The sequence below is a fragment of the Sodaliphilus pleomorphus genome (assembly GCF_009676955.1).
In the GTDB taxonomy this organism is placed as follows: domain Bacteria; phylum Bacteroidota; class Bacteroidia; order Bacteroidales; family Muribaculaceae; genus Sodaliphilus; species Sodaliphilus pleomorphus.
In genome coordinates this window covers 2,583,894-2,605,499 of record NZ_CP045696.1, presented here as the reverse complement: position 1 = coordinate 2,605,499, position 21,606 = coordinate 2,583,894, and the positions used below count along the sequence as shown (strand labels likewise).

Below are 21,606 nucleotides of genomic sequence, written 5' to 3'. Positions count from 1 at the left end.
TATCGCACCACAGGTCAACGTCCCAAAATGCGGTTGACCAAGGCTCCTGCATCGGTCACATTCACCAGTGCATCGCCATTGATGTCGCACAAGCCTGCTGGGTAGCTTGAGAGACCCAGAATGTTGGAAATCAATGCCGTGACGTCGCTTTGATTCACCACTCCGTCGCCGTTCACATCGCCGCGAGCCGGCAACTGGTAGTGACCATAGAAGCTGTCGACGACAAGACTTTGCTCTCCCGTGGTGGCCTTGCTCTTGTCAATGCCAAATCGCAATTCCTTCACCGTCAATGGATAGGTTGTCAACTGGCCAGCGCCGCCCATGCCGTCGAGGTCGATCCTCACCGTGTAGCTGCGGCCCGCCTCATAGCCTGAGCCGTTGTTGTCAAATTTCTGGTAGTTGGCCGACGTTGTCGAAGCATTGCGCACATCGACCTGCACATAGTCGAGCGGCACACTGCTGGTAAAGGTCAAGCCCACGGTATCGGGCAGGCTGTAGAAGGTGACATCTTTGAGCAGCTTGATGTAGGGCGCGCGCGAGGCTGTATAGGTGTAGCTGAGCACGCCCGAGGCCGAGAGCGACAAGCTGCTGGCGCCTGAGCCCTTGAGTGTCCAGCCGTCGAAACGCTGGTGCAAATAGGCACTGTCGGCCATCTCTACCGTCACCGCAGCTGTGTCGGCCAGTTCACCTATGCGGCACATCACACGGGTGGTGCCGTTGGCCAAGCCCCTAATCTTGCCACTGGTCACGCTGGCCACCGACTCATCTTCGACCTTCCACTCCAGCCGAGAAGAATCGTAGTGATAGGTCACGCCATCGACTGTAGCTGTCACGGGCAACAGCCACGACCGCCCGTCGACCAGCAACGAGCGCGATGCTATGGCGGGCTGGGCAGGCATGGTGGTGACAGGCAATGTGGCCACGAGGCCATGGTAGCTGGCCGTGAGCAGGCCACGTGTTGCCGTGCCACTGGCTGTGAACTGGCTGCCGCTGGCTGTGCCCAGCGTGCTGTCGCAACTGAGCGTGAACCCGGCGAGATGCTCGTTCACAATGTCGCCATACTGGTTGTAGCCTATGACTTGAGGTGTGTAGCTGCTATAGATGGGCAGCCGAAGCTGGGGGTCGGCAAACTGAATGCTGGCGACAACACTGTCGGACGGCGCTGTCGACTCCAGAAACCACCCTGTAGCCACAGCGCGCGGAATGCTCTCGGTTGTGGTGTTGACAATCTTGCCGTCGACCAGCATCTGGGCCGAGCCGCCGGCATCGAAATTCACCACCTCGCTGATGTCGGGGAAAAGACTCTGCAAGATGTTGCACATCACAGTGGTCGAGCAACCGGCCGACTGGCCGTAGAGTGCGCTCTTGCTCTTGTCGATGACTATCATGTAGAGTTTCCTGCCATCGGCACTGGTGCCATAGCCCGTGCGGGAATACACCTGGGAGTTGTAGGACTCGTCGGTGTTGCGGCTGGTGAGCTGGCCATGGTGCATGACGGGGGCATTGCCCTCGACCATGTTCTCGATCCACGGTGCCACAGCCTGGGCATCGGGCTCGCTGGTCGTCCAACCCTGATTGACGGTGATGGTGTCGCCCACAGCCAGGACACGCATCTTGGCCTTGTAGGAGCCCGTGGCCGTGATGCAAGCCGTGTAGTTGCCCAGCGTGAGGCGGTCGGCATCGGTCACAACCTTTTTCACGACCATTGTCATGGCCCGGTTCACACTCCAACCGCTGCCTTGGGCAAAGTCGAGATAGTAATTGTCGGCATTGTTGGTGCCTCTTGCGCCTGCCGAGGTCCAGTCGTCTTCAAACTCGCGCGTGCGGCCGTAGGCCTCATTCCACAGGCACATCTCATTGTCAAGGTTACGGCGGTTCACCTTGTTGATTTCCAATGCAGTACCAAGTTTGGTGGCAGCAACTGCGGCCTTCCACGTGAAATGGCCCATATAGAGCTGTTTGTTGTGGTCGATGGCCACGGCACCCGTGCGCGATGGGCCGCCGTCCCACGTGTCGTTGACGTTGTTGGTATTGAGATAGGTAGTGTCGTTTCTCACCACGGCACCATAGGGGCTGCCCAGCATGTAGGCGGCATCGCTTTGCGAGCTCACGCACCAGAAGTTGGCATTGCAACCGGCCACTACCCGCTTTGACGAGGTGCTCACGCGCTTGGCAGCAGCGGTGAGCAGTTCCAGGCTACCCAGCCTGCCCTGCCCTACCGTGGTCTCGACACGGTTGTAGGGGTTGCTCATGTCGGCCTCAAGCAAGTACACATTGAGGGGATAGTCGGGAATGCGGATTATCGTGTTGACAATGCCCGGTCCTATCTGGCGCCGAAACAGCGTGTCGGCCGAGTACGACGTCGACCCTATCGTGATACCAGCCCACGAGGGCAAGGTCATGGCGGCCCCAAAGGCCAGTGCGATAATCAATTGTTTCATTGTTTAAGCAAAGTTTTTTTTGAAGTTGATGATGTACAAAGTTAATGATAATTCTTGACAACAGCACAAAAAAAACGCTACGCTAAACTGGCACGGCGGGCAAGTGCGCATGGTGCACGCTTGCCCGCCGTGTCCCCGGGTATAATGGGGGTGGAGAATCAAATGTACATGTATTGTTTCAGGCTTTCTCGATGAGGGCCACGGCATAGGCCGCGATGCCCTCCTCGCGCCCGGTGAAGCCCAGCCGCTCGGTGGTGGTGGCCTTGATGCTCACCTGGCCCGGTTCACACTCCAGGCAGGCAGCCAGCTGCTGCTGCATGGCAGGAATGTGAGGATTGATCTTGGGCCGCTCGGCACATATCGTGATGTCGCAATTGCCCAGGCGGTAGCCCTGCTCGCGCAACAGGCGGGCCACCTCGCGCAGGAGCTTGCGGCTGTCGATGCCCTTGTATCGAGGGTCGGTGTCGGGGAAGTGATAGCCTATGTCGCGCAGGCATGCAGCGCCCAGCAGAGCGTCGCACAGCGCGTGAATGGCCACATCGGCGTCGCTGTGGCCCAGCAGCCCCATGGTGTGGTCGATTTTCACCCCACCCAGCCACAAGTCGCGTCCCGCCACAAGGCGGTGCACGTCATATCCCATTCCTATTCTTGCCATAGTTGTGCACAATATAGATTTTAACGGCGGCCAAAGAGACCCTTGATGCCGTCGAGGTCAAACGAGAGGGTGAAACGCAGCGTCTGGTCGAGCGGGCTGTTTTGGGCAGTGGCTATCATGTAGCTGGCGTCGATTTTTATCACATTGAGCGCAAAACCTGCACCCATGCCGAAGTACTGGCGATTGCCGCTGAACTTGCTCTCGTGGAAGTAACCGGCACGCAAGAAAAACTGCTGGTTGTAGGCATATTCCAGACCGATCGACTCGGTGATGCGCTTGGCCCAGTCCTTGTCGAAGGAGTCGAAGATGCCCGATATCGAGCTCTTGTCTTTCCACTTCTGCAAGTCTTCTTCATATTTTGACTCCGATTCCTCGCCGCTGTAGTCCGACAGACGCGGCTTGGCCGGCACGAGCAGCTTGTTGGCATCGAGCGAGACGGTGAGATTGTGATAGTCGGCCAGCGGGAAGGTGAAAGCTGTGCCTATGCGCAGGTTGGCGGGCAGGAAAGCCGGGTTGTCGCCGTGGTCATAAGACACCTTGGAGCCAATATTGGACAGGTTCCATCCCAGCGACCACTGGCACTCGTTGCGGCCTATCACGGGATAGGTAGTGTAGTAGCCGGCGATGTCGGCAGCAAAGGCCGACGCACCCGTGGTGCCCTCGGTCGACGAGTACTCGCTGTAGCCCAGGTTGGAGTAGATGTAGCGCAGGGCCACGGCCATCGAGAATTTCTCTGAAAGCTTGCGGGAGTAGGCCACGTCGACTGCCATCTCATAGGGGTTGATGCTGCCTATGTTGCTGCCCTGGTCACCAGTCATCTGTATCTCACCCAGCGAGAAGTAGCGCATCGAGGCACTCACGGCCTGGTTGTCGCCACCGCCTATTTTCCAGTAGCCCGCCAGGTTGGCCAGGTAGATGTCGTTCACAATCTTGCGCAACCAGGGGGTGTAGGAAAGCGATGCGCCTGCGGTGCTGTAGGCGAAGGCATATTTTGCTGGATTCCAGAATTGAGAGTTCACATCGGGGTCGGTAGCCACACCCAAGTCGCCCATCGAGGCTCCACGGGCATCGGGGGTGATGCCAAGCGAAGTCACACCCGTGGTTACTGGGTTGAACTCGGTGTTCTTAATGTCGTCGTCGGCCTGGGCGGCCAGTGTGCCCGCCATGGCCAAGGAGACGAGTATCAACGTCTTGGTAAGTTTCATCAATCAAAAATATTTATAATGCTACAACAATAATAACTCAAAATTGCGGCAATTATTGTGCCTTGGCCCATAAATGTAAAAAAGCAACCCAACCCCTATGGCAGGGTGGGTTGCCTATAAACATTTCATGTGCTGTGCCCCCGCAGCAGCGCGGGCAATGCACGATTTTAGTTCTTCTCGCTCTCTTGGGCAGCTGGAGCAGCAACCACGTTCACATAGGTGTGGCCTGCACGATGCTGGAACTCAACCGTTCCGCTCACCAGCGCATAGAGTGTATGATCCTTGCCCATGCCCACGTTGGTGCCGGGACGATGCACGGTGCCACGCTGACGGCGAATGATGCTGCCGGCATTGGCAAATTGACCACCAAAAATTTTAACGCCCAGTCGCTTGCTTTGCGACTCGCGACCGTTCCTTGAACTGGTTTGACCTTTTTTATGTGCCATAAATCTTTAAAATTTTAGGGGTTAAGCAATAACTTCTTTAATCACAAGCTGAGTGAACATCTGGCGATGGCCGTTGAGACGGCGATAGCCCTTGCGGCGACGTTTCTTGAAAACGATCACGTGCTCACCTTTCACGAGGGGAGTCTTTACCTCGCAAACAACCTTTGCACCTTCGACGGTAGGTGCACCAACCTTGACGGCACCGTCGGCGTCAACGAGCAGGACCTTGTCGAATTCTACTGAATCGCCTTCCTTCTTCTCGTCGCCGAGATAGTGAACATACAGTGTCTTGCCCTGCTCGGCCTTGAACTGCTGTCCCTGAATGTCTACAATTGCGTACATTTATTTAAACATTGTATTACAAGTTATACCGTGCGGCGGGCGATGCTCATCATCCTGTGTGGGGAAAAGGCACCACCGCTTAGTCGAGCCTTTCGGAAATCGACTGCAAAATTACAACTTTCCAACGAATTGACCAAATTTTTTCTTCTTGTGTAGAGTCAAAGTAAAGTCAAGTGTAGAAGAGGAGGACATGAAATGAGATTGCCACAATAAAACACCGCCTGCAACGTTAAAATATAGATAAGGAATACCGTGCTGTCATGCCTGACAGGGGCAGAAGCTGGATTCCGAATGTGTTATATTGCAACAAGACAAAGCAGTGAAAGGAAAAAATATGGACCAACAGACACGACGTCATTCAGGCATGTCAGTCAAGACGATAGCCCTCGTTGCACTGTGTGCAGTCATCGCCACGAGTGCAGGGGCATTTCCAGCCGGCACACGTGCCGACACCTCGAAACTGGCCACGGGCCGATGGGTGAAAATCAAGGTGAGCGGCAACGGCATGTACCAAATCACGGCCAGCGACGCCAAGAAATGGGGCCTGGGCGACTTGAGCAAGGTGCACGTGTTCGGCTTCGGGGGCGGTGCCATGAGCGAGCAGCTCACGAGCGACATCCCCGACGACCTGCCACAAGTGCCTGTGGTGCGCACGGGCAGCAAGCTGCTGTTTTACGGCCAGGGCAATATCAAGTGGAAAGCGCAGAGCGGAGCTGTGAACTATGTGCAGGAACAAAACCCCTATGCCACAGCAGGCTACTACTTTGTGACCGACGACAGCCGCTACAGCGACGTGGCTATTGCCAAGTCGAGCGCAAGCCTGGGCAGCGGCAAGGTGATCAACACCGTCACCGGGCGAGAGTTTCATGAGGAGGAGCTCGTGAATCCCGGCGAAACCGGGCGTCAGCTGCTGGGCGAGGACTTTCGCTACACCACTACGCAGCCTTTCAAGTTCACACTCGACGGCTTGACCGACGGCGGCACGGTAAACGTGCTCACCAACTTCGCCGCCAAGACCTATGCCACCGGCAACGTTACAACCGGAGCAACAGTCACCGCACAGTACAATGGCACACGGGCCACCAACAGCTTGAACATCAACACCGTGACCGACGTCGCCCACGAGCATTACAAGTATGGCACCTTTGTCAACAGTTTCACCCTGAGCGGCACCACGAGCCTCACCTACACCTTGTCGTTTTCGCCCATCTACACCCTGTATATGGCACGGCTCAACTACATCACCGTCAACTACCAGCGCAACCTGGCACTGAGCGGCGGCACGATAGGCTGGGGCCAGTACAGCGGCGACGTGAGCGACCAGTTCCAGCTGAGCGGGGGCAACGCCGGCACTCACGTGTGGGACGTGACCGTGAGTCACCAGCCCATCGAGATGAACACATCGCTCAGCGGCAGCACAGTCACCTTTTCGCCCGCGCAGTCGGGCAACCGTGAGTACGTTGCCTTTGACCAGGACGCCACCTTTCCCACACCCTCGATGGTGGGGACTGTGAAAAATCAGAACATACACGGCGAGGCCACCCCCGACATGATCATCATCTCGCCCAGCGCCTACCTCGCCCAGGCCCGCCGCGTGGCAGCCCTGCACGAGAGCGTCGACTCGATGCGCGTGCTGGTGGTTGACCAGAACGACGTGTTCAACGAGTTCTCGAGCGGCACCCCCGATGCCATGGCCTATCGCATGCTCGCCAAGTGCTTCTACGACCGCGGCACCGACAGCCAGGGCCACAAGCTGGGCTATCTGCTTCTCTTCGGGGGCGGCAGCTACGACAACCGCCAGCTCACCAGCTCGGTGCAAGCCATCTCCTACCCCATGCTGCTCACCTGGCAAACCGAGCTGAGCGACAACGAGACCGCCTCGTTCACCAGCGACGACCCCTTTGCCATTCTGGCCGACAACTCGGGCTCTCCCTTCCAGTACAACGACTTGAGCATTGCCATAGGGCGAATGCCCGTGAGGAGCGTGAGCGAGGCCCGGCTGGCTGTCGACAAGCTGGTGAAATATGTAACCACCCCCGACAACGGGGCTTGGAAAACCAACGTGCTCGACGTGGCCGACGACGAGGACTATGGCATACACATGAAACAGGCCGAGACCACAATCGCCAACGAGAAGAAAAACGGCGGAGCCGACATGATATACAACAAGGTGTATACCGACGCCTTCACAGCCTTGAGCTCGGGCGGCGGCCGCACCTACCCCGACGCCCGCACCAAGATGTACCGTCTGCTCGACGAGGGCGTGGCCTGGTGGAACTACACGGGTCACGGCAGCCCCAACGTGCTCACAGGCGAGGGCATCATCACCACAACCGACCTCACGACCAACTTCTACTACAAGCACCAGCCCATATTCTACGCAGCCACCTGCGAGTTTGCCCGCTTCGACGCCATCGCCAAGTCGGGCGGCGAGAAGCTGTTTCTCACCACGGGCGGTGGCGTGATTGCCATCGTGTGTCCGCCGCGGCTGGTGTATGAAGACAACAACGGCCGCTTGCACAGCCATGTAGCCAACTACACCTTTGCCAAAGACGCCAACGGGCTGCCCCTGCGATTGGGCGACATCATGCGACTGGGCAAGAACGCCTACCGGCAGGCCACGGCATCGGGCGGCGACCGCAACAACCTGCCCTACTTCCTGCTGGGCGACCCGGCCATGCGCCCCGCCATTCCTACCTACAAGATACAGGTGGAAAGCATCAACGGGCAGCAGGTGAGCGAGAACAACATGCCCGTGTTTCAGGCACGCCAATTGCTCACCTTTGCCGGCAAGGTGACCGATGCCAAGGGCAACGACACCGACTTCAACGGCCCCGTCATCGCCACGCTCTACGACAGCGAGCAAAGTGTGGAAACTCACGGATATGGCCAGAACGGCGAGAAATACGTCTACCTCGACCGTCCCAACAAGCTGGCAGTGAAAGTCGACACAGTGAGAAACGGCCGCTTCGAGTTCAAGCTCACCGTGCCAAGCGAGATCATGGCCACCTACGACAACTACAGCCCATCGCTCATAAGCCTCTATGCCTACGACAACACCAAGCTCAACAGCAAGGCCTACAATGGCGGTTCGATTGAGGCGCAAGGCAGCAACAGCGACTTCTACATCTATGGCTACGACGACAGCGTGGTGACCGACACGATAGGCCCCAGCATCGACTACCTGGGCTTGAACTCGGAGAACTTCAACGACGGCGACGAGGTTAACGAGTCGCCGCTGGTGATAGCCTCGATAGCCGACGAGTCGGGCATCAACCTGTCGACAAGCGGCATAGGGCACTCCATCACGCTCACGCTCGACGACAACACCACCCTCGACGACGTGACGTCCTATTTCACGCCCGCGGCCACGAGCAACGGCGATGGCACTGCAGGCACGATAAGCTACCAGCTGAGCAACCTGGCCAACGGCAACCACACCCTCAAGCTCAAGGCCTGGGACGTGTTCAACAACTCGGCCGAGAAGACCATCACGTTCTTTGTAGAGAGCGGTCTCAAGCCCGACATCTACGACGTGTACAGCGACGCCAATCCTGCCAGTGTGGAGGCCAACTTCTATGTAAAGCATAACCGGCCCGACGCCACCCTCACGGTCACCATCGACATCTACGACCTGCTGGGCCGCAAGATATGGAGCTCGACCGAGACAGGACGCAGCAACATGTTCACCACATTCCCCATCACTTGGAACCTCACCGACTACGGCGGCGCGCGCGTGCCACGCGGCATCTACATCTACAAGGCAACCGTGACCACCAACGGAGAGCAAGAGGCAACAAAAGCCAAGAAAATGGCAGTGACGGCTCAGTGACAAAGACGTGATTTTGCAATTTTAATAATTTTCATTAATTTTGCAAGTCATTTGTACTAAGCCACAAAGCATAATGAAAGGAATGTCGCGACAATGAGTGAGGAAAGAAATACAGGAGGCAGGGTGATGCTACCAGAGCCCACACTCAGACGGCTACCTTGGTATTTGGCCTATGTGAAAATGCTCGACAACCAGCACATAGAATATGTGTCGTCGACACAGATTGCCAAGGAAATCAACGTCGACGCCTCGCAAATCGCCAAGGACCTGTCGTTTCTCAACATCAAGGGCAAGACGCGCATAGGCTACGAGGTGCACTCGCTCGTGCGCGAGCTGGTAGACTTCCTGGGCTTCAAGCGCAAGCACAACGCCTTCATGATAGGCGCAGGCAGCCTGGGAGCCGCCTTGATGCAAGACGTGGGCCTCTCCCAATACGGGCTCAACATCGTGGCAGGCTTCGACATCAACCCCGAGCTGGTGGGCACAAGCATATGCGGCATCCCCGTCTACAGCCTTGACGAGCTGCATCGCTGCCAGCAGCAGTTCAACGTGTCGATTGCAGTGCTTGCAGTGCCGGTCGAACATGCACAGGAGGCAGCCAACACCGCTATCGAGAGCGGGCTGAAGGCAATATGGAATTTCACTCCCTATCGCATCAAGGCCCCCAGCGACATCGTGATACAGAACACATCGATCTACGCGCACCTGGCACTCATGTACTACCGCATGGAAGAAAAAAAATATATGAATAAAAAATAACGCCGGGCGACCCGATCATCATCATACTAACGTGAAAGTAATAGGCATCACAGGGAACTGCAACGACCAGGCCGAAAGCCATGTGGCGATAAGGCTCATGGCCGACTCATCGATACTGCTGAGCAACAAGCCATTCTTTGTGCCCGACTTTGCCCCGCAATTTGTAATGCATCCTGCCATCGCGCTGCGGGTGAACCGCCTGGGCAAGAATGTGGCCAGCCGCTTTGCCCACCGCTACTACGACAGCGTGGCGGCATGTGTGGCAGTCGAGGCCCGCGGCGACAACGTTGACGACAGAGGCGATGCGCGGTTCACAGCCTTCGACGGCGCCGTGATGCTGGGCGACTACATGCCCTGGAGCGACATGCCCGAGAGCATCGAGACCGCCGTTGCCATCAACGACGCAATTGTGGCCACGACCTCGACCGCCGGCATGAGCCACGACTTCGACCACATGATTGAGCTGGTGAGCACCTACTTCACACTCAAGATGGGCGACATCATCGTCAACATCGACAACAGCAAGTCGCACGTGCTCACGATAGGTCAAAACCTCACTGCCACCATAGGCGGCAAGCCATCGCTGAAAATAAGGATTAAATAGAAACAATAGTTTTTTTTGAAATAAAAACAGCTAAAAATGAGCATGCATATATCATCATCTGGCATAAGAAAACTGGCCCTTGCGCTGCTCGCTGGTGGCGCAACGATGCTGCCGGCAATGGCACTGAGCACATCGCACTTTGCCAGCAAGTCGAAGCTGGCCACGGGCAAATGGGTGAAGATCGCCCTGCCGCAATCGGGAGTCTATGAGCTCACCTACACCCAGCTCAAGGAGATGGGCTTCGACTCGCCCCAGCAGGTGCGCGTGTATGGCTCGGGAGGCAACATGCTGAGCGAGGTGCTCGACGGCAAGACCTACGACGACCTGGTAAAGGTGCCCGTGACCCGCCAAAACAACAAAATATGCTTCTACGGCAACGGACCTGTGGCCATGACGCCCGTCGACCAGCTCTCGTCGTCGCCGCGCTACACAAGGCAGAACAACGCCTACTCCACCCTGGGCTACTACTTCCTGACCGAGGAGAACAGCACAGAGGCCACCGTGGCCACTGCCGCTGTAGCCGAGAACACGGCCACTACAGTGCGCTCCACGAGCCTCGACTACTATGTGCACGAGAAAGAGCTGCAATCGCCCAGCTCATCGGGCAAGGACTTGCTGGGCGAAACGCTGAACAATGCCAATGGCACATTCGACTACGAGCTCAAAGGCCTCAAGCCAGGCACTCCCATCGTGGTGAACACGTGCCTGGCGGCAGCATGCACGGCTTCGACCTACGTGCGCGCCTACCTGCACGTCGACGGCAGCACCGACACGCTGGGCTACACGCTGTCGTCGTCCAAGATCTATGCGCCGTCGTCGTCATTCATCTACTACAACTATGCCTCGCCCAGCACGGCCGTCACCCCCAAGAAATACAACGAGAAAGGCAAACTTGAGGTGAGCCTCTACTCGCCCAACGGCTCGGTCACCAGCTCCTATCTCGACTACTTCATCATCACCTACTGGCACGACAACAACATCGCCCTGGGCTCGCACGGCCAGCTGCGCATGGGCATCAACAACCAGGCAGACAGCGACTTGATTGAACTCGCGGGCAACAATGGGGGCAACCTGGTGGTGTGGAATATCGACGACCCCGCCTCGCCGGTGCGCTACGACTGCGCTGTGCACGCCACTGCCGACGCCACGGGAAATGCCGCACAAGTGTATGGCTTCGCTCCCGGCATCGACAAGAACTGGGCACAATATGTCGTTTTCAATCCACTCGACACACTCATGCAAATAGCCGGGTGGGCACCTGTTGAAAACCAAAACATACACGGCGCATCCACCCCCGATATGGTCATTGTCACCAACAAGCACTTCCTCGATCAAGCCCAACGCATAGCACAGATGCACTACAACGAGGACCACATGCAAGTGCTCGTGCTCGACCAGGACCAGGTGTTCAACGAGTTCTCGAGCGGCACTCCCGACGCCATGGCACTGCGACTCATGAACAAGATGTTCTATGACCGCGACAAGAGCAAGTTCCGCTACATGCTGCTGCTGGGCTGCGGCTCCTACGACAACCGCGGCCTCTCGGCCGACAAGGCCAACCGGCTCATCACCTTTGAGACCGATTGCAGCAACGACGAGAACTACTCCTATGTGACCGACGACTTCTTTGGCTTGCTCGACGACAACTCGGGCTACGACATCTCGAGCGACCTGCTTAGCATAGGTGTGGGGCGCATCCCATCGGCCACGGTGGCCGAAGCCAAGACCGACGTCGACAAGCTTGTGAGCTATGTCGTGAATCCCGACTACGGGGTGTGGCGCAACAATGCCTCGTTCTGGGCCGACGACACCGACCTCGACGACGGTCTGCACCCCTTCCAGGCCGAGGGTGTAGCCAACATGATGACCGACAGCCTGGCCACAGGCATGTTTATGGACAAGGCCTATATATCGATGTATTATCGCGGCACCCTGCTGGCCGAGCCATCGGCGTCGGCCGACAAGCGAATACTCTCGGCTGCAGGCGCCAAGCGGCACGTGGTCGACATGCTTGAGAAGGGGCAGTACTTTGCCACCTTTGTGGGGCATGCCGGCACCACCAACTTCTCACGCTACGGGAAACTGTGGATACAGAGCGACGTCACTTCGCACATCTACGAGCATCTGCCCATCATGACCACCGCCTGCTGCGACGTTGCCCGCTTCGACAGCAACACCCGCGGCATAGCCGAAGCCATGTTTCACCAAGTGGGCGGAGGCGCCATCGCCATGCTCACCTCGGCCCGCGACGTCTATGCCGACGGCAACGACGCGCTGAACCGTGCCTTCATCAACGGCATGTTCTCCTATCGGGCCACCGGCACCATGCCGCGCCTGGGCGATGCCTACAAGTCCGCCAAGCGCTCGTTTGGCACAACGAGCGACCACAACAAGATGTCGTTTTTGCTGCTGGGCGACCCGGCCATGAAGATCAACTATCCCAAACCGCACTTCAAGGTACAAGCAGTGGCTGGCACCAGCGTTGCTACGCCCGCTGCAACGGTGACCGTGTATCCCAAGCAGACGTTCACCGTGAGCGCACAGGTGATGAAGGCCGACGGCAGCGCCGTCGACACGGGCTTCAACGGTGATGCCTATGCCACGCTCTACAGCGGCAAAGAGGTGTACGACACCATCACACTGCGCGAGAACCGCCGCAGCGTGGAACGCGTGATCTACTACCCGCGCACAGTGCTCTCGCAGGTGAAGGGCAAGGTGGTGAACGGCCAGTTCACTGCCACGCTCATCGTGCCCGACATGGCCGATGCCGATGGCCAGAACGCACTCATCAAGATATATGCCCACAACGACGGCACTGCCGAGATGGTGAATGGCGACTATGCCGGCCTGACAATAGCCGCCAACGACCCTGCCCACGCCGTGACCGACAATGCGGCACCTGTGATTGAGGCAATGTATTTCAACGACGAGGACACCAGCCCCGAGACCGACTTGATACCCTCCTCGTCGACACTCTACATCAAGGCCAACGACGATGTGGCCATCAACACCCAGGACACCTCGGTGGGCCAGAGCATGTCGCTCATGCTCGACGGCACCACATCGTATACAAGCGTAGGCAACTATGCCACCTTGAGCGACAACGGCCGGCAACTCGACATTGCACTGCCCATGCACTCACTCACGAGCGGCCGCCACACGCTCACCTACACGGTTTATGACATCGCCGGCAATCACACGAGCCGCACCTTGAGCTTTGTCGTGGGCCAGGCGAGTCAAGCCAGCCTAAGCGTGCAGGAGACCCCTGCCGTCGACAAGGCAACTTTCAACATCGACAGCCAACTCGCACAGTCGCCCACCGTGACGCTGAAGGTGACCGATGCCACCGGCCGGCTTGTGTGGCACAAGCGAGTGAGCACCTTCCCCTACACGTGGGACCTCGCGGGCGACAACGGCTCGCGCGTGGCTGCCGGGCTCTACAAGTGCTTTGGCACCTATGAGGCGGGCAACGACTACGGAGGCACGCCCATGTGCGACCTCATTGTAGTCGACAACTACAAGCGCAGCAAGTAGCATCACACAAGAGCACCAACACACAGCAGGGGGGCCGACAGCAACGGGGCACACATAAGGTGCCGACCGAGCTGCCGGCCCCCGTTGTTTGCTGCAAGAGCCTGCAAATATGCGCCCCGTTGTTACAATATCGAGGGGGGAAAACGCGTTATTGTTATGATGTGTTGTACACATATCATTAACTATCAATATCAATCAATGTCCAGTGAAAATTAATAATTCTATGATACACCACCCTGTCGTTGCAAGAGCCTTGTGCATCGGGCTGCTTGCCTGTGCAACGGCAATAGCCGCTTTCGGGTTCAATGCCTCCAACTATGCCTCGACGTCAAAACTGGCTACGGGAAAATGGGTAAAAATATCGGTAGCTGAATCGGGTGTTTACCAGCTCACCAGCGACGAGCTCAAGGCCATGGGCTTCTCGTCGCCCGAGAAGGTGAGAGTGTACGGCAGGGGAGGCAACGTGCTGAGCGAGGTGCTCGACGGCAAGGCCCCCGACGACTTGACGATGGTGCCCGTGGCGAAATACGGCGACAAGATATGCTTCTATGGGCGCGGCCCGCTCACTGCCGAGATAGCCGACCCACGCACCAAGGTGCCGCACTACACACGCAAAATCAACCCTTATGCCACCAGGGGCTGCTACTTTCTCACCGAGGAGGCAGGCACCGGGGATACCATCGAGACAGCCCCCACAAGCCTCACGATGGGCACCATGCCCCGCGCCACAAGCCTCGACTATTGCCTGCACGAGCAAGAGCTCACAAGTCCCGGCAGCTCGGGCAAGACGCTGCTGGGCGAAGACATCGCATCGGCCGAGACAAGTTTCGGCTTCAAGCTGCCAGGGCTTGTGAGCGGCACACCTGTACTTGCCTATACCAGCGTGGGGGCCAAGGTATCGGCCCTTGCCAACATTTACACCTACATCGACATGGGCGGCTACACCGACACGGTAGCCTACTCATCGACAACCAACAAAATTTATGCCTCGACCTCGACAACTGTGTACTACAACAGCGCCACAACCCTGGGGCAAGTGACGCCAAGAGGTCACAGCGAGACGGGCAAGGTGCGATTGGGAATAAGCACAACCGGACAAGTGACCAATGCCAACCTCGACTATGTGATGCTCACCTACTATCACAGCAATGCCATACCCCGCGGCCAGAGCCAGGTGCGCATGGGCTTTGCCAACCTTACAGACACCGACCGCATTGAGCTTCAAGACGTGGCTGGCGGCAACCTGGTGGTGTGGAACATCGACGACCCGGCCGCGCCCAAGCGTTGCGACTACACGACCTACGTCATAGCCGACAGCACAGCAGCAGGCACAACGATCGTGCACGGGTTCACGCCAGGGCAGGACCTGCGCAGCAGTCAGTACATCGCCTTCAATCCACAAGACACCCTGATGTGCATATCTGGCTGGGAGGCCGTCGACAACCAGAACATTCACGGCGAGGCCACCCCCCACATGGTCATCGTCACCTGCAAGCCCTTCATGCAGCAGGCGCAACGCATCGCCAACATGCATGCCAAGGTCGACGGCTGGCGTGTGCTGGTAGTTGACCAGGAGAAAGTATTCAACGAGTTCTCGAGCGGCACACCCGATGCCATGGCCATCAGACTGATGAACAAGATGTTCTATGACCGCGACAAGAGCACATTCCGCTACTTGCTGCTGCTGGGCTGCGGCACCTACGACAACCGCTCGCTGGTGTCGAAAAAAGCCAACACGGTGCTCACCTATGAGAGCGACAACAGCAGCGACGAGAGCTATTCCTACGTGTGCGACGACTTCTACGGCATGCTCGACGACAACTCGGGCAGCAACATGAGCACATCGACATTGCGGCTCGGGGTGGGCCGCATCCCGTCGGCCACTGTCGACGAGGCCACCAGCGACGTCGACAAGCTCCTGAACTATGTGGAAAATCCCGACTACGGCCCCTGGCGCGACAACGCCATGTTCTGGGCCGACGACATCCAGTTCAGCGAGAACACGCTGCACGTGTTCCAGGCCGAGGGTGCATTGCAGCTCATCAACCAGGAGCTGGGCGTGGGATTCAATACCGACCGTGCCTATGTGTCGATGTATCCCGTGGCCACCGAGCTCGCCGAGCCAGGTCAGAGTGCCGAAACCTATACGGCCGTAGAGGCCAAGCGCCACATCTCGCAGATGTTCAACACGGGCCAGTATTTTGCAACCTACGTGGGCCATGCCGGCCCCATCTCGTTTGGCCGCTCAAGCCACTTGTGGACACAGACCGATGCCGAGCACTGCGTCAACGAGCACCTGCCCATCATGACCACCGCCTGCTGCGACATTGCCCGCTACGACAGTGAGACCCGTGGCGTGGGCGAAATCATGTTTCACAAGCCCGACGGCGGGGTCATCGCCATGATAACCTCGGCCCGCACGGTGAACGCAAGCGACAACGATGCACTCAACCGTCTGTTTATCAATGCCATGTTTGCCTTCGGCAAAACGGGTCAATATCCACGCATAGGCGATGCCTACATGGCTTGCAAGCAGCCTGTAGGGCGCACCTCGTCCTACAATCTCAACAAGATGTCGTTTCTGCTGCTGGGCGACCCGGCCATCAAGGTGAACTATCCCAAGCCCCTTTTCAAGGTTTCTAAAGTCAACGGCTACAACATCGATGAAAACACAAAATCTTACACAATGCCTCTGCGCACGGTGAGCATCGAAGCCAAGGTGATGAAAAGCGACCTCAAGAGCGTCGACACCAGCTTCAATGGCGACGGCTACTTCACGCTCTACGACCGCGAAACCCGCTATATCCAAGCCACCCAGAACTTCAACGGCACCAAGACCACCCGCGATGTGTACTATCCGCGCAACATGCTCGCACAAGTAAAGGGCCGCGTGGTGAAGGGCGTGATGACCGCCCAAATCACCATACCGCGCTATGTAGAGAGCGTGACAGGCAACACGGGCCTCATCAGCTTCTACGCCCACCAGGACAACTCATCGACAATGGTCAACGGTCGCTACACAAAGCTGCTCATCGACACCTATGCTCCCACGGGGGCCATCGTCGACAACGAGCCGCCAGTGGTGCACGACATGTACTTCAACGACGCTGCCGATGCTGCCGAGAGCGTCCTGGTGCCCAGCAACTCCACACTCTACATCAACGTGAGCGACAATGTCGCCGTCAACACGCAGAAGGGCGGCGTGGGCACAAGCATGAACTTGAAACTCGACGGCGGCAAGACGTCGTACATGCTCGTGAAGGACTATGCCGTGGCCACCAACAACGGCAAGAACGTGAACATCGCCTTCCCCATGACAGGACTCGAGAGCGGCACCCACACGCTCACCTTCGAGGTGTGCGACGTGGCCTGCAACAAGACCTCACGCACCATCACCTTCACCGTGGGCGAAGCGAGCCGGGCTGCCATCAGCACCCGGGAATCGGTGGTGAGCGACCAAGTCGTGTTTGAGCTCAAGAGCGAGACCGCGGTCACCCCGTCGATGACACTAAAAGTGACCGACTCCAGCGGCAACCTTGTATACACAAAGCCAGACTGCACCTTCCCCTGGACCTGGGACTTGACCACAAAGAGCGGCCAACGGCTCAAGCCCGCACGCTACCGCTACTACGGCACCTACGAGGCCGGCAACCACTATGGCGGCACGGCAATAGGCACCTTCACCGTTCTCGAGAAGCAGAAGTAGCCACATGTGCACGCCCACGAGCAAGCCTGGCAAACGGTAAAAAGCAGGCACCCATGCAGCAAGCCCCCCTACCCTGGCAAGCATGGGTGCCATGCCACATATTAAATGAAATTTAATTGTGCAAACATGAAGCTATCATCAAGAATAATTGCTAATTTTGCAATTTGAACAAACAAATCAACATTTGGCAGTGGAGACAAGATACATTTTTGTGACCGGCGGTGTGGTTTCATCCCTTGGAAAAGGCATCATCTCATCGTCGATAGCCCGCCTGCTTCTCTCGCGAGGCTTCAATGTGACAATTCAGAAGTTTGACCCCTACATCAACATTGATCCAGGCACGCTCAACCCCTATGAGCACGGCGAGTGCTATGTCACCGTCGACGGTCACGAGGCCGACTTGGACCTGGGGCACTACGAGCGTTTCACCAACATCAAGACGACTCGCGCCAACAACATCACAACGGGCCGAGTGTATCAGAGTGTGATCGACAAAGAACGCCGTGGCGACTATCTGGGCAAAACGGTGCAAATCATCCCTCACATCACCGACGAGATAAAACGCGATGTGAAATTGCTGGCCAACACAGGAAAATACGACTTTGTAATCACCGAAATAGGCGGCACAGTGGGCGACATCGAGTCGACCCCGTTTCTTGAGGCTGTGCGCCAGCTCAAGTGGGAGCTGGGCAACCGCTGCATATGCGTGCACCTCACCTATGTGCCCTATATCAAGGCTGCCAAGGAGCTCAAGACCAAGCCCACACAACACAGCGTGAAGATGCTGCAGCAAGTGGGCATCCAGCCCGACATACTGGTGCTGCGCACCGAGAAAGAGATACCGCTGGCCATGCGGCGCAAGGTGGCGCAATTCTGCAATGTCTCGGTCGAGGCCGTGACCCAATCGGTCGACTGCCCCACCATCTACGAGGTGCCGCTCATGATGCATGCCCAAAAGCTCGACAACATCATTCTCGACAAGACGGCCACCCCCTACAGCGGCGAGCCCGACTTGACCAAGTGGAACAAATTTCTCGACCACATGAAGAAAGCCACCCACGTGGTAACAATAGGCCTCGTGGGCAAATATGTGGAGCTGCAAGACGCCTACAAGTCGATCGACGAGTCGCTGTTGCAGGCCGCCACCTACCACGACCACAAGCTGAAAATCAAATACATAAGCAGCGAGAAGCTCAACGACGGCAACGTCGAGGAGCAACTGAGCGGCATGGACGGCGTGATTGTGGCGCCAGGCTTCGGAGTGCGTGGCACCGAGGGAAAATTTGTGGCCCTCAAGTGGTGTCGCGAACACGACATGCCCACCTTCGGCATATGCCTGGGCATGCAATGCATGGTCATCGAGTTTGCCCGCAACGTGTTGGGCCTTGCCGAGGCCAACAGTACCGAGCTCGACCCCAACACGCCCTACAACGTGATCGACCTGATGGAAGAGCAAAAGAGCGTGACCAACATGGGCGGCACCATGCGCCTGGGCGCCTATGCCTGCCACCTGAAGCCTGGAACCAAGGTGGCCGAGGCCTATGGCAAGCTCGACATCGAGGAGCGGCATCGCCATCGTTTCGAGTTCAACGACGACTACCGCAAGCAATTTGAAGCCGCTGGCATGGAGTGTGTGGGCGAGAATCCCGATACCCATCTGGTCGAGGTTGTGGAGATGCCCAGCAAGAAGTGGTATATAGGCACACAGTACCATCCCGAGTACAGCAGCACGGTGCTCAATCCGCACCCGCTGTTTATGAACTTCATTGAAGCTGCAATCGCCAACAAGGAGGAAAAAGAAAAAAAAGTAAAACAACAATAGTCAACAACAAAAACAACTCAACAGCAAAATAGTATTTTGCTCAAGCAGCACATTCTATCACAACATGGACAAAAACACGATCATAGGCTGGGTGCTGATTGGTCTCATTTTCATCGGTTGGATGACAATGACCAACAAGCAGGCGCAGAAGGAACAACAGGCGCAACAGAAAGCCCAGAAAGAACAGGTCGAAGCTGAGAAAGCCCATGCCGCAGCAGTTGCTGTGCGCGACAGCATGAGTGCCGACGAGCTCGCATTGCTCAAGCAGAACATCGAGCAGTTTGGCGGCGACTCGGCCAAGATTGCGGCCGGCAGCAACAGCGTGAGCCTGGCTCAAGGCCAGCTCGAGGGCACGCTCAACGTCGATGGCCAAGCCGTCGACGTGGCACAGTTGCTCGCTGGCAAGGTAGCCAGCACACAGGTCAACAACGACGCGCTCAAGGCGCTGCGCGACCTGAGCGACACCTACGGCAAAAACGGCCCGCTGGCCAGCAAGCTCAAGGGCACCAATCAAATCGTGAAACTGAAAAACGACTCGCTCGAGATCGAGATATCAAGCAAGGGCGGCATGATCACACGCGCCACCCTGCTGGGATGGCCCAGTGCCAACCTCGACGAGCACCACAAGCTCAACACCGAGCAGAAGCACTTGAAGCCCGTCGAGCTGTTTTCGCCAGGCGAAAACAGCTACAGCTTTGTGCTCAACACCAACGAGCGCCGTTACGACACCAAGGATTTCTACTTCACACCACGCCAGCTCAACGACACAACGGTGGAGATGGACCTCAACATGCCCGGCAACGCGATGTTTGGCATACGCTACACACTGGCCAAAGGGGGCAACTACATGGTGCGCATGGAACTCGTGCAGCGCAACATGGAGGCCATCGTCCCGACCAACGTCTCCGACATGGACTTCAACTGGCACCAAAAGATGGGCCGCCACGAGGAGGGCAAGATGTTTGAGGAGCGCAACAGCACCATCTACTACCAGTATGCCGAGTCCGACGGCGGGGGCGATGTGAAATACCTCCCCGAGACCTCGGCCAAGGAAGAGGACATGCAAGACCGGCTGAAGTGGATATCGACCAAGGGGCAGTTCTTCTCGGCCGTGCTCATCGCCGACAACAGCTTTGTGGGAGCCAGGCTCAAGAGTGTGCCCACCGAGCAAGGCACCCCCGAGTACCAGAGGTTTCTCAAGAACTTGAGCATAAGCAGCTCGCTCGACTACAAGTCGACCGTGTCGCGCCCCGCCTCGTTCTTCTTCTACTTCGGCCCCAACCGGTATCGCATTCTGAGCCACTACAAGGACATGATGGCCAAGTACTCGAGCGCATCCAAGAACGAGGCTGCCTACAACAACCTTGAGCTCACTCGCCTCATCCCGCTGGGCTGGACCCTATTCCGGTGGATCAACACCTACATTGTGATTCCAGTGTTCAACTGGCTGGGCACGTTTATACACAGCTACGGCATCATCATTCTCATTCTCACCATTCTCATCAAGCTGGTGCTCTCACCGCTCACCTACAAGAGCTACAAGTCGCAGGCTGTGATGCGCATCTTGGCGCCCGACATCCAGGCCATCAACGAGAAGTATCCCGGTCAGGACAACGCTATGAAGCGCCAGCAGAAGACGATGGCCCTCTACAACCAGGCCGGAGCCAACCCCATGGGCGGCTGCTTGCCCATGCTGCTGCAATTTCCCATACTGGTGGCCGTGTTTGCGTTCTTCCCCTCGTGCATCGAGCTGCGTGGGCAGTCGTTCTTGTGGGCCCACGACCTGTCGGCCCCCGATGCCATCGTGTCGTGGAGCGGCCAGATACCGTTTATCACCAACTACTTCGGCAACCACATCAGCCTGTTCTGCCTGCTCATGACAGCAACCAACATCATCTACACCTACTTGACGATGCAGTCGCAGGCACAGAGCAGCTCCATGCCGGGCATGAAGTGGATGATGTATCTCATGCCGGTGTTCTTCCTGGTATTCTTCAACAACTATGCAGCCGGCCTGAGCTACTACTACTTTGTGTCGCTGCTCATCACCATCATCCAGACCTATGCCATAAGAGCAATGATCAAGGAGGACAAGGTGAGGGCTCAAATGGCGGCCAATGCCAAGAAGCCCAAGAAGAAAAGCGGCTTCATGGCTCGCCTCGAAGAGGCCCAGCGCCAGCAGCAAGCCGCCCTGCGCGAGCAGCAGAAGAAGAACGGCAAAAAGCGCCGTTAACCCCCACCTGCACGCAAGGTACAAGAG

The 21,606-nt window shown here is 57.3% G+C and carries 12 protein-coding genes; 7 read left to right on the top strand and 5 right to left on the bottom strand.

Going from position 1 to position 21,606, the window contains the following annotated elements; genetic code table 11:
- Positions 1-14 precede the first annotated feature (14 nt).
- The 5 genes from GF423_RS10780 to rplU all read right to left on the bottom strand — a co-directional run bounded on the left by GF423_RS10780 (position 15) and on the right by rplU (position 5,089).
- Entirely contained in the window at positions 15-2,441 is a 2,427-nt protein-coding gene (locus GF423_RS10780) for a phosphodiester glycosidase family protein (RefSeq protein ID WP_154328364.1), read from the bottom strand.
- 178 nt (positions 2,442-2,619) lie between these two features.
- A complete protein-coding gene (gene ispF, locus GF423_RS10775) occupies positions 2,620-3,096 on the bottom strand; it encodes a 2-C-methyl-D-erythritol 2,4-cyclodiphosphate synthase (protein ID WP_154328363.1) in 477 nt (158 codons plus the stop codon).
- A 20-nt stretch (positions 3,097-3,116) separates the two neighbouring features.
- Entirely contained in the window at positions 3,117-4,301 is a 1,185-nt protein-coding gene (gene porV / locus GF423_RS10770; RefSeq protein ID WP_154328362.1) for a type IX secretion system outer membrane channel protein PorV, read from the bottom strand.
- Between the two features lie 167 nt (positions 4,302-4,468).
- Complete coding sequence (gene rpmA, locus GF423_RS10765) at positions 4,469-4,747, bottom strand: 50S ribosomal protein L27 (protein WP_154328361.1); 279 nt, start codon at positions 4,745-4,747, stop codon at positions 4,469-4,471.
- A 21-nt stretch (positions 4,748-4,768) separates the two neighbouring features.
- Positions 4,769-5,089 (bottom strand): 50S ribosomal protein L21, encoded by a 321-nt coding sequence (gene rplU / locus GF423_RS10760; RefSeq protein WP_154328360.1) that lies wholly within the window; start codon positions 5,087-5,089, stop codon positions 4,769-4,771.
- Positions 5,090-5,423: 334 nt separating this feature from the next.
- On the opposite strand from rplU, the gene porU (GF423_RS10755) reads away from it, so the two are divergent.
- From porU (GF423_RS10755) to yidC, 7 genes are all read left to right on the top strand, one after another.
- Positions 5,424-8,921 carry a type IX secretion system sortase PorU gene (gene porU / locus GF423_RS10755; protein WP_154328359.1) on the top strand — a complete coding sequence of 1,166 codons (3,498 nt, stop codon included), beginning with the start codon at positions 5,424-5,426 and terminating at the stop codon, positions 8,919-8,921.
- A 93-nt stretch (positions 8,922-9,014) separates the two neighbouring features.
- A complete protein-coding gene (locus GF423_RS10750) occupies positions 9,015-9,680 on the top strand; it encodes a redox-sensing transcriptional repressor Rex (protein WP_154328358.1) in 666 nt (221 codons plus the stop codon).
- Positions 9,681-9,711: 31 nt separating this feature from the next.
- Positions 9,712-10,284 (top strand): fumarylacetoacetate hydrolase family protein, encoded by a 573-nt coding sequence (locus GF423_RS10745; protein ID WP_154328357.1) that lies wholly within the window; start codon positions 9,712-9,714, stop codon positions 10,282-10,284.
- 36 nt (positions 10,285-10,320) lie between these two features.
- Positions 10,321-13,818 carry a type IX secretion system sortase PorU gene (gene porU, locus GF423_RS10740; RefSeq protein ID WP_154328356.1) on the top strand — a complete coding sequence of 1,166 codons (3,498 nt, stop codon included), beginning with the start codon at positions 10,321-10,323 and terminating at the stop codon, positions 13,816-13,818.
- A 223-nt stretch (positions 13,819-14,041) separates the two neighbouring features.
- Positions 14,042-17,524, top strand: coding sequence for a type IX secretion system sortase PorU (porU, locus tag GF423_RS10735; protein WP_154328355.1), 3,483 nt, complete (start codon positions 14,042-14,044; stop codon positions 17,522-17,524).
- Between the two features lie 190 nt (positions 17,525-17,714).
- Entirely contained in the window at positions 17,715-19,346 is a 1,632-nt protein-coding gene (locus GF423_RS10730) for a CTP synthase (RefSeq protein WP_154328354.1), read from the top strand.
- A 64-nt stretch (positions 19,347-19,410) separates the two neighbouring features.
- A complete protein-coding gene (yidC, locus tag GF423_RS10725) occupies positions 19,411-21,579 on the top strand; it encodes a membrane protein insertase YidC (RefSeq protein WP_154328353.1) in 2,169 nt (722 codons plus the stop codon).
- Positions 21,580-21,606: the final 27 nt, after the last annotated feature.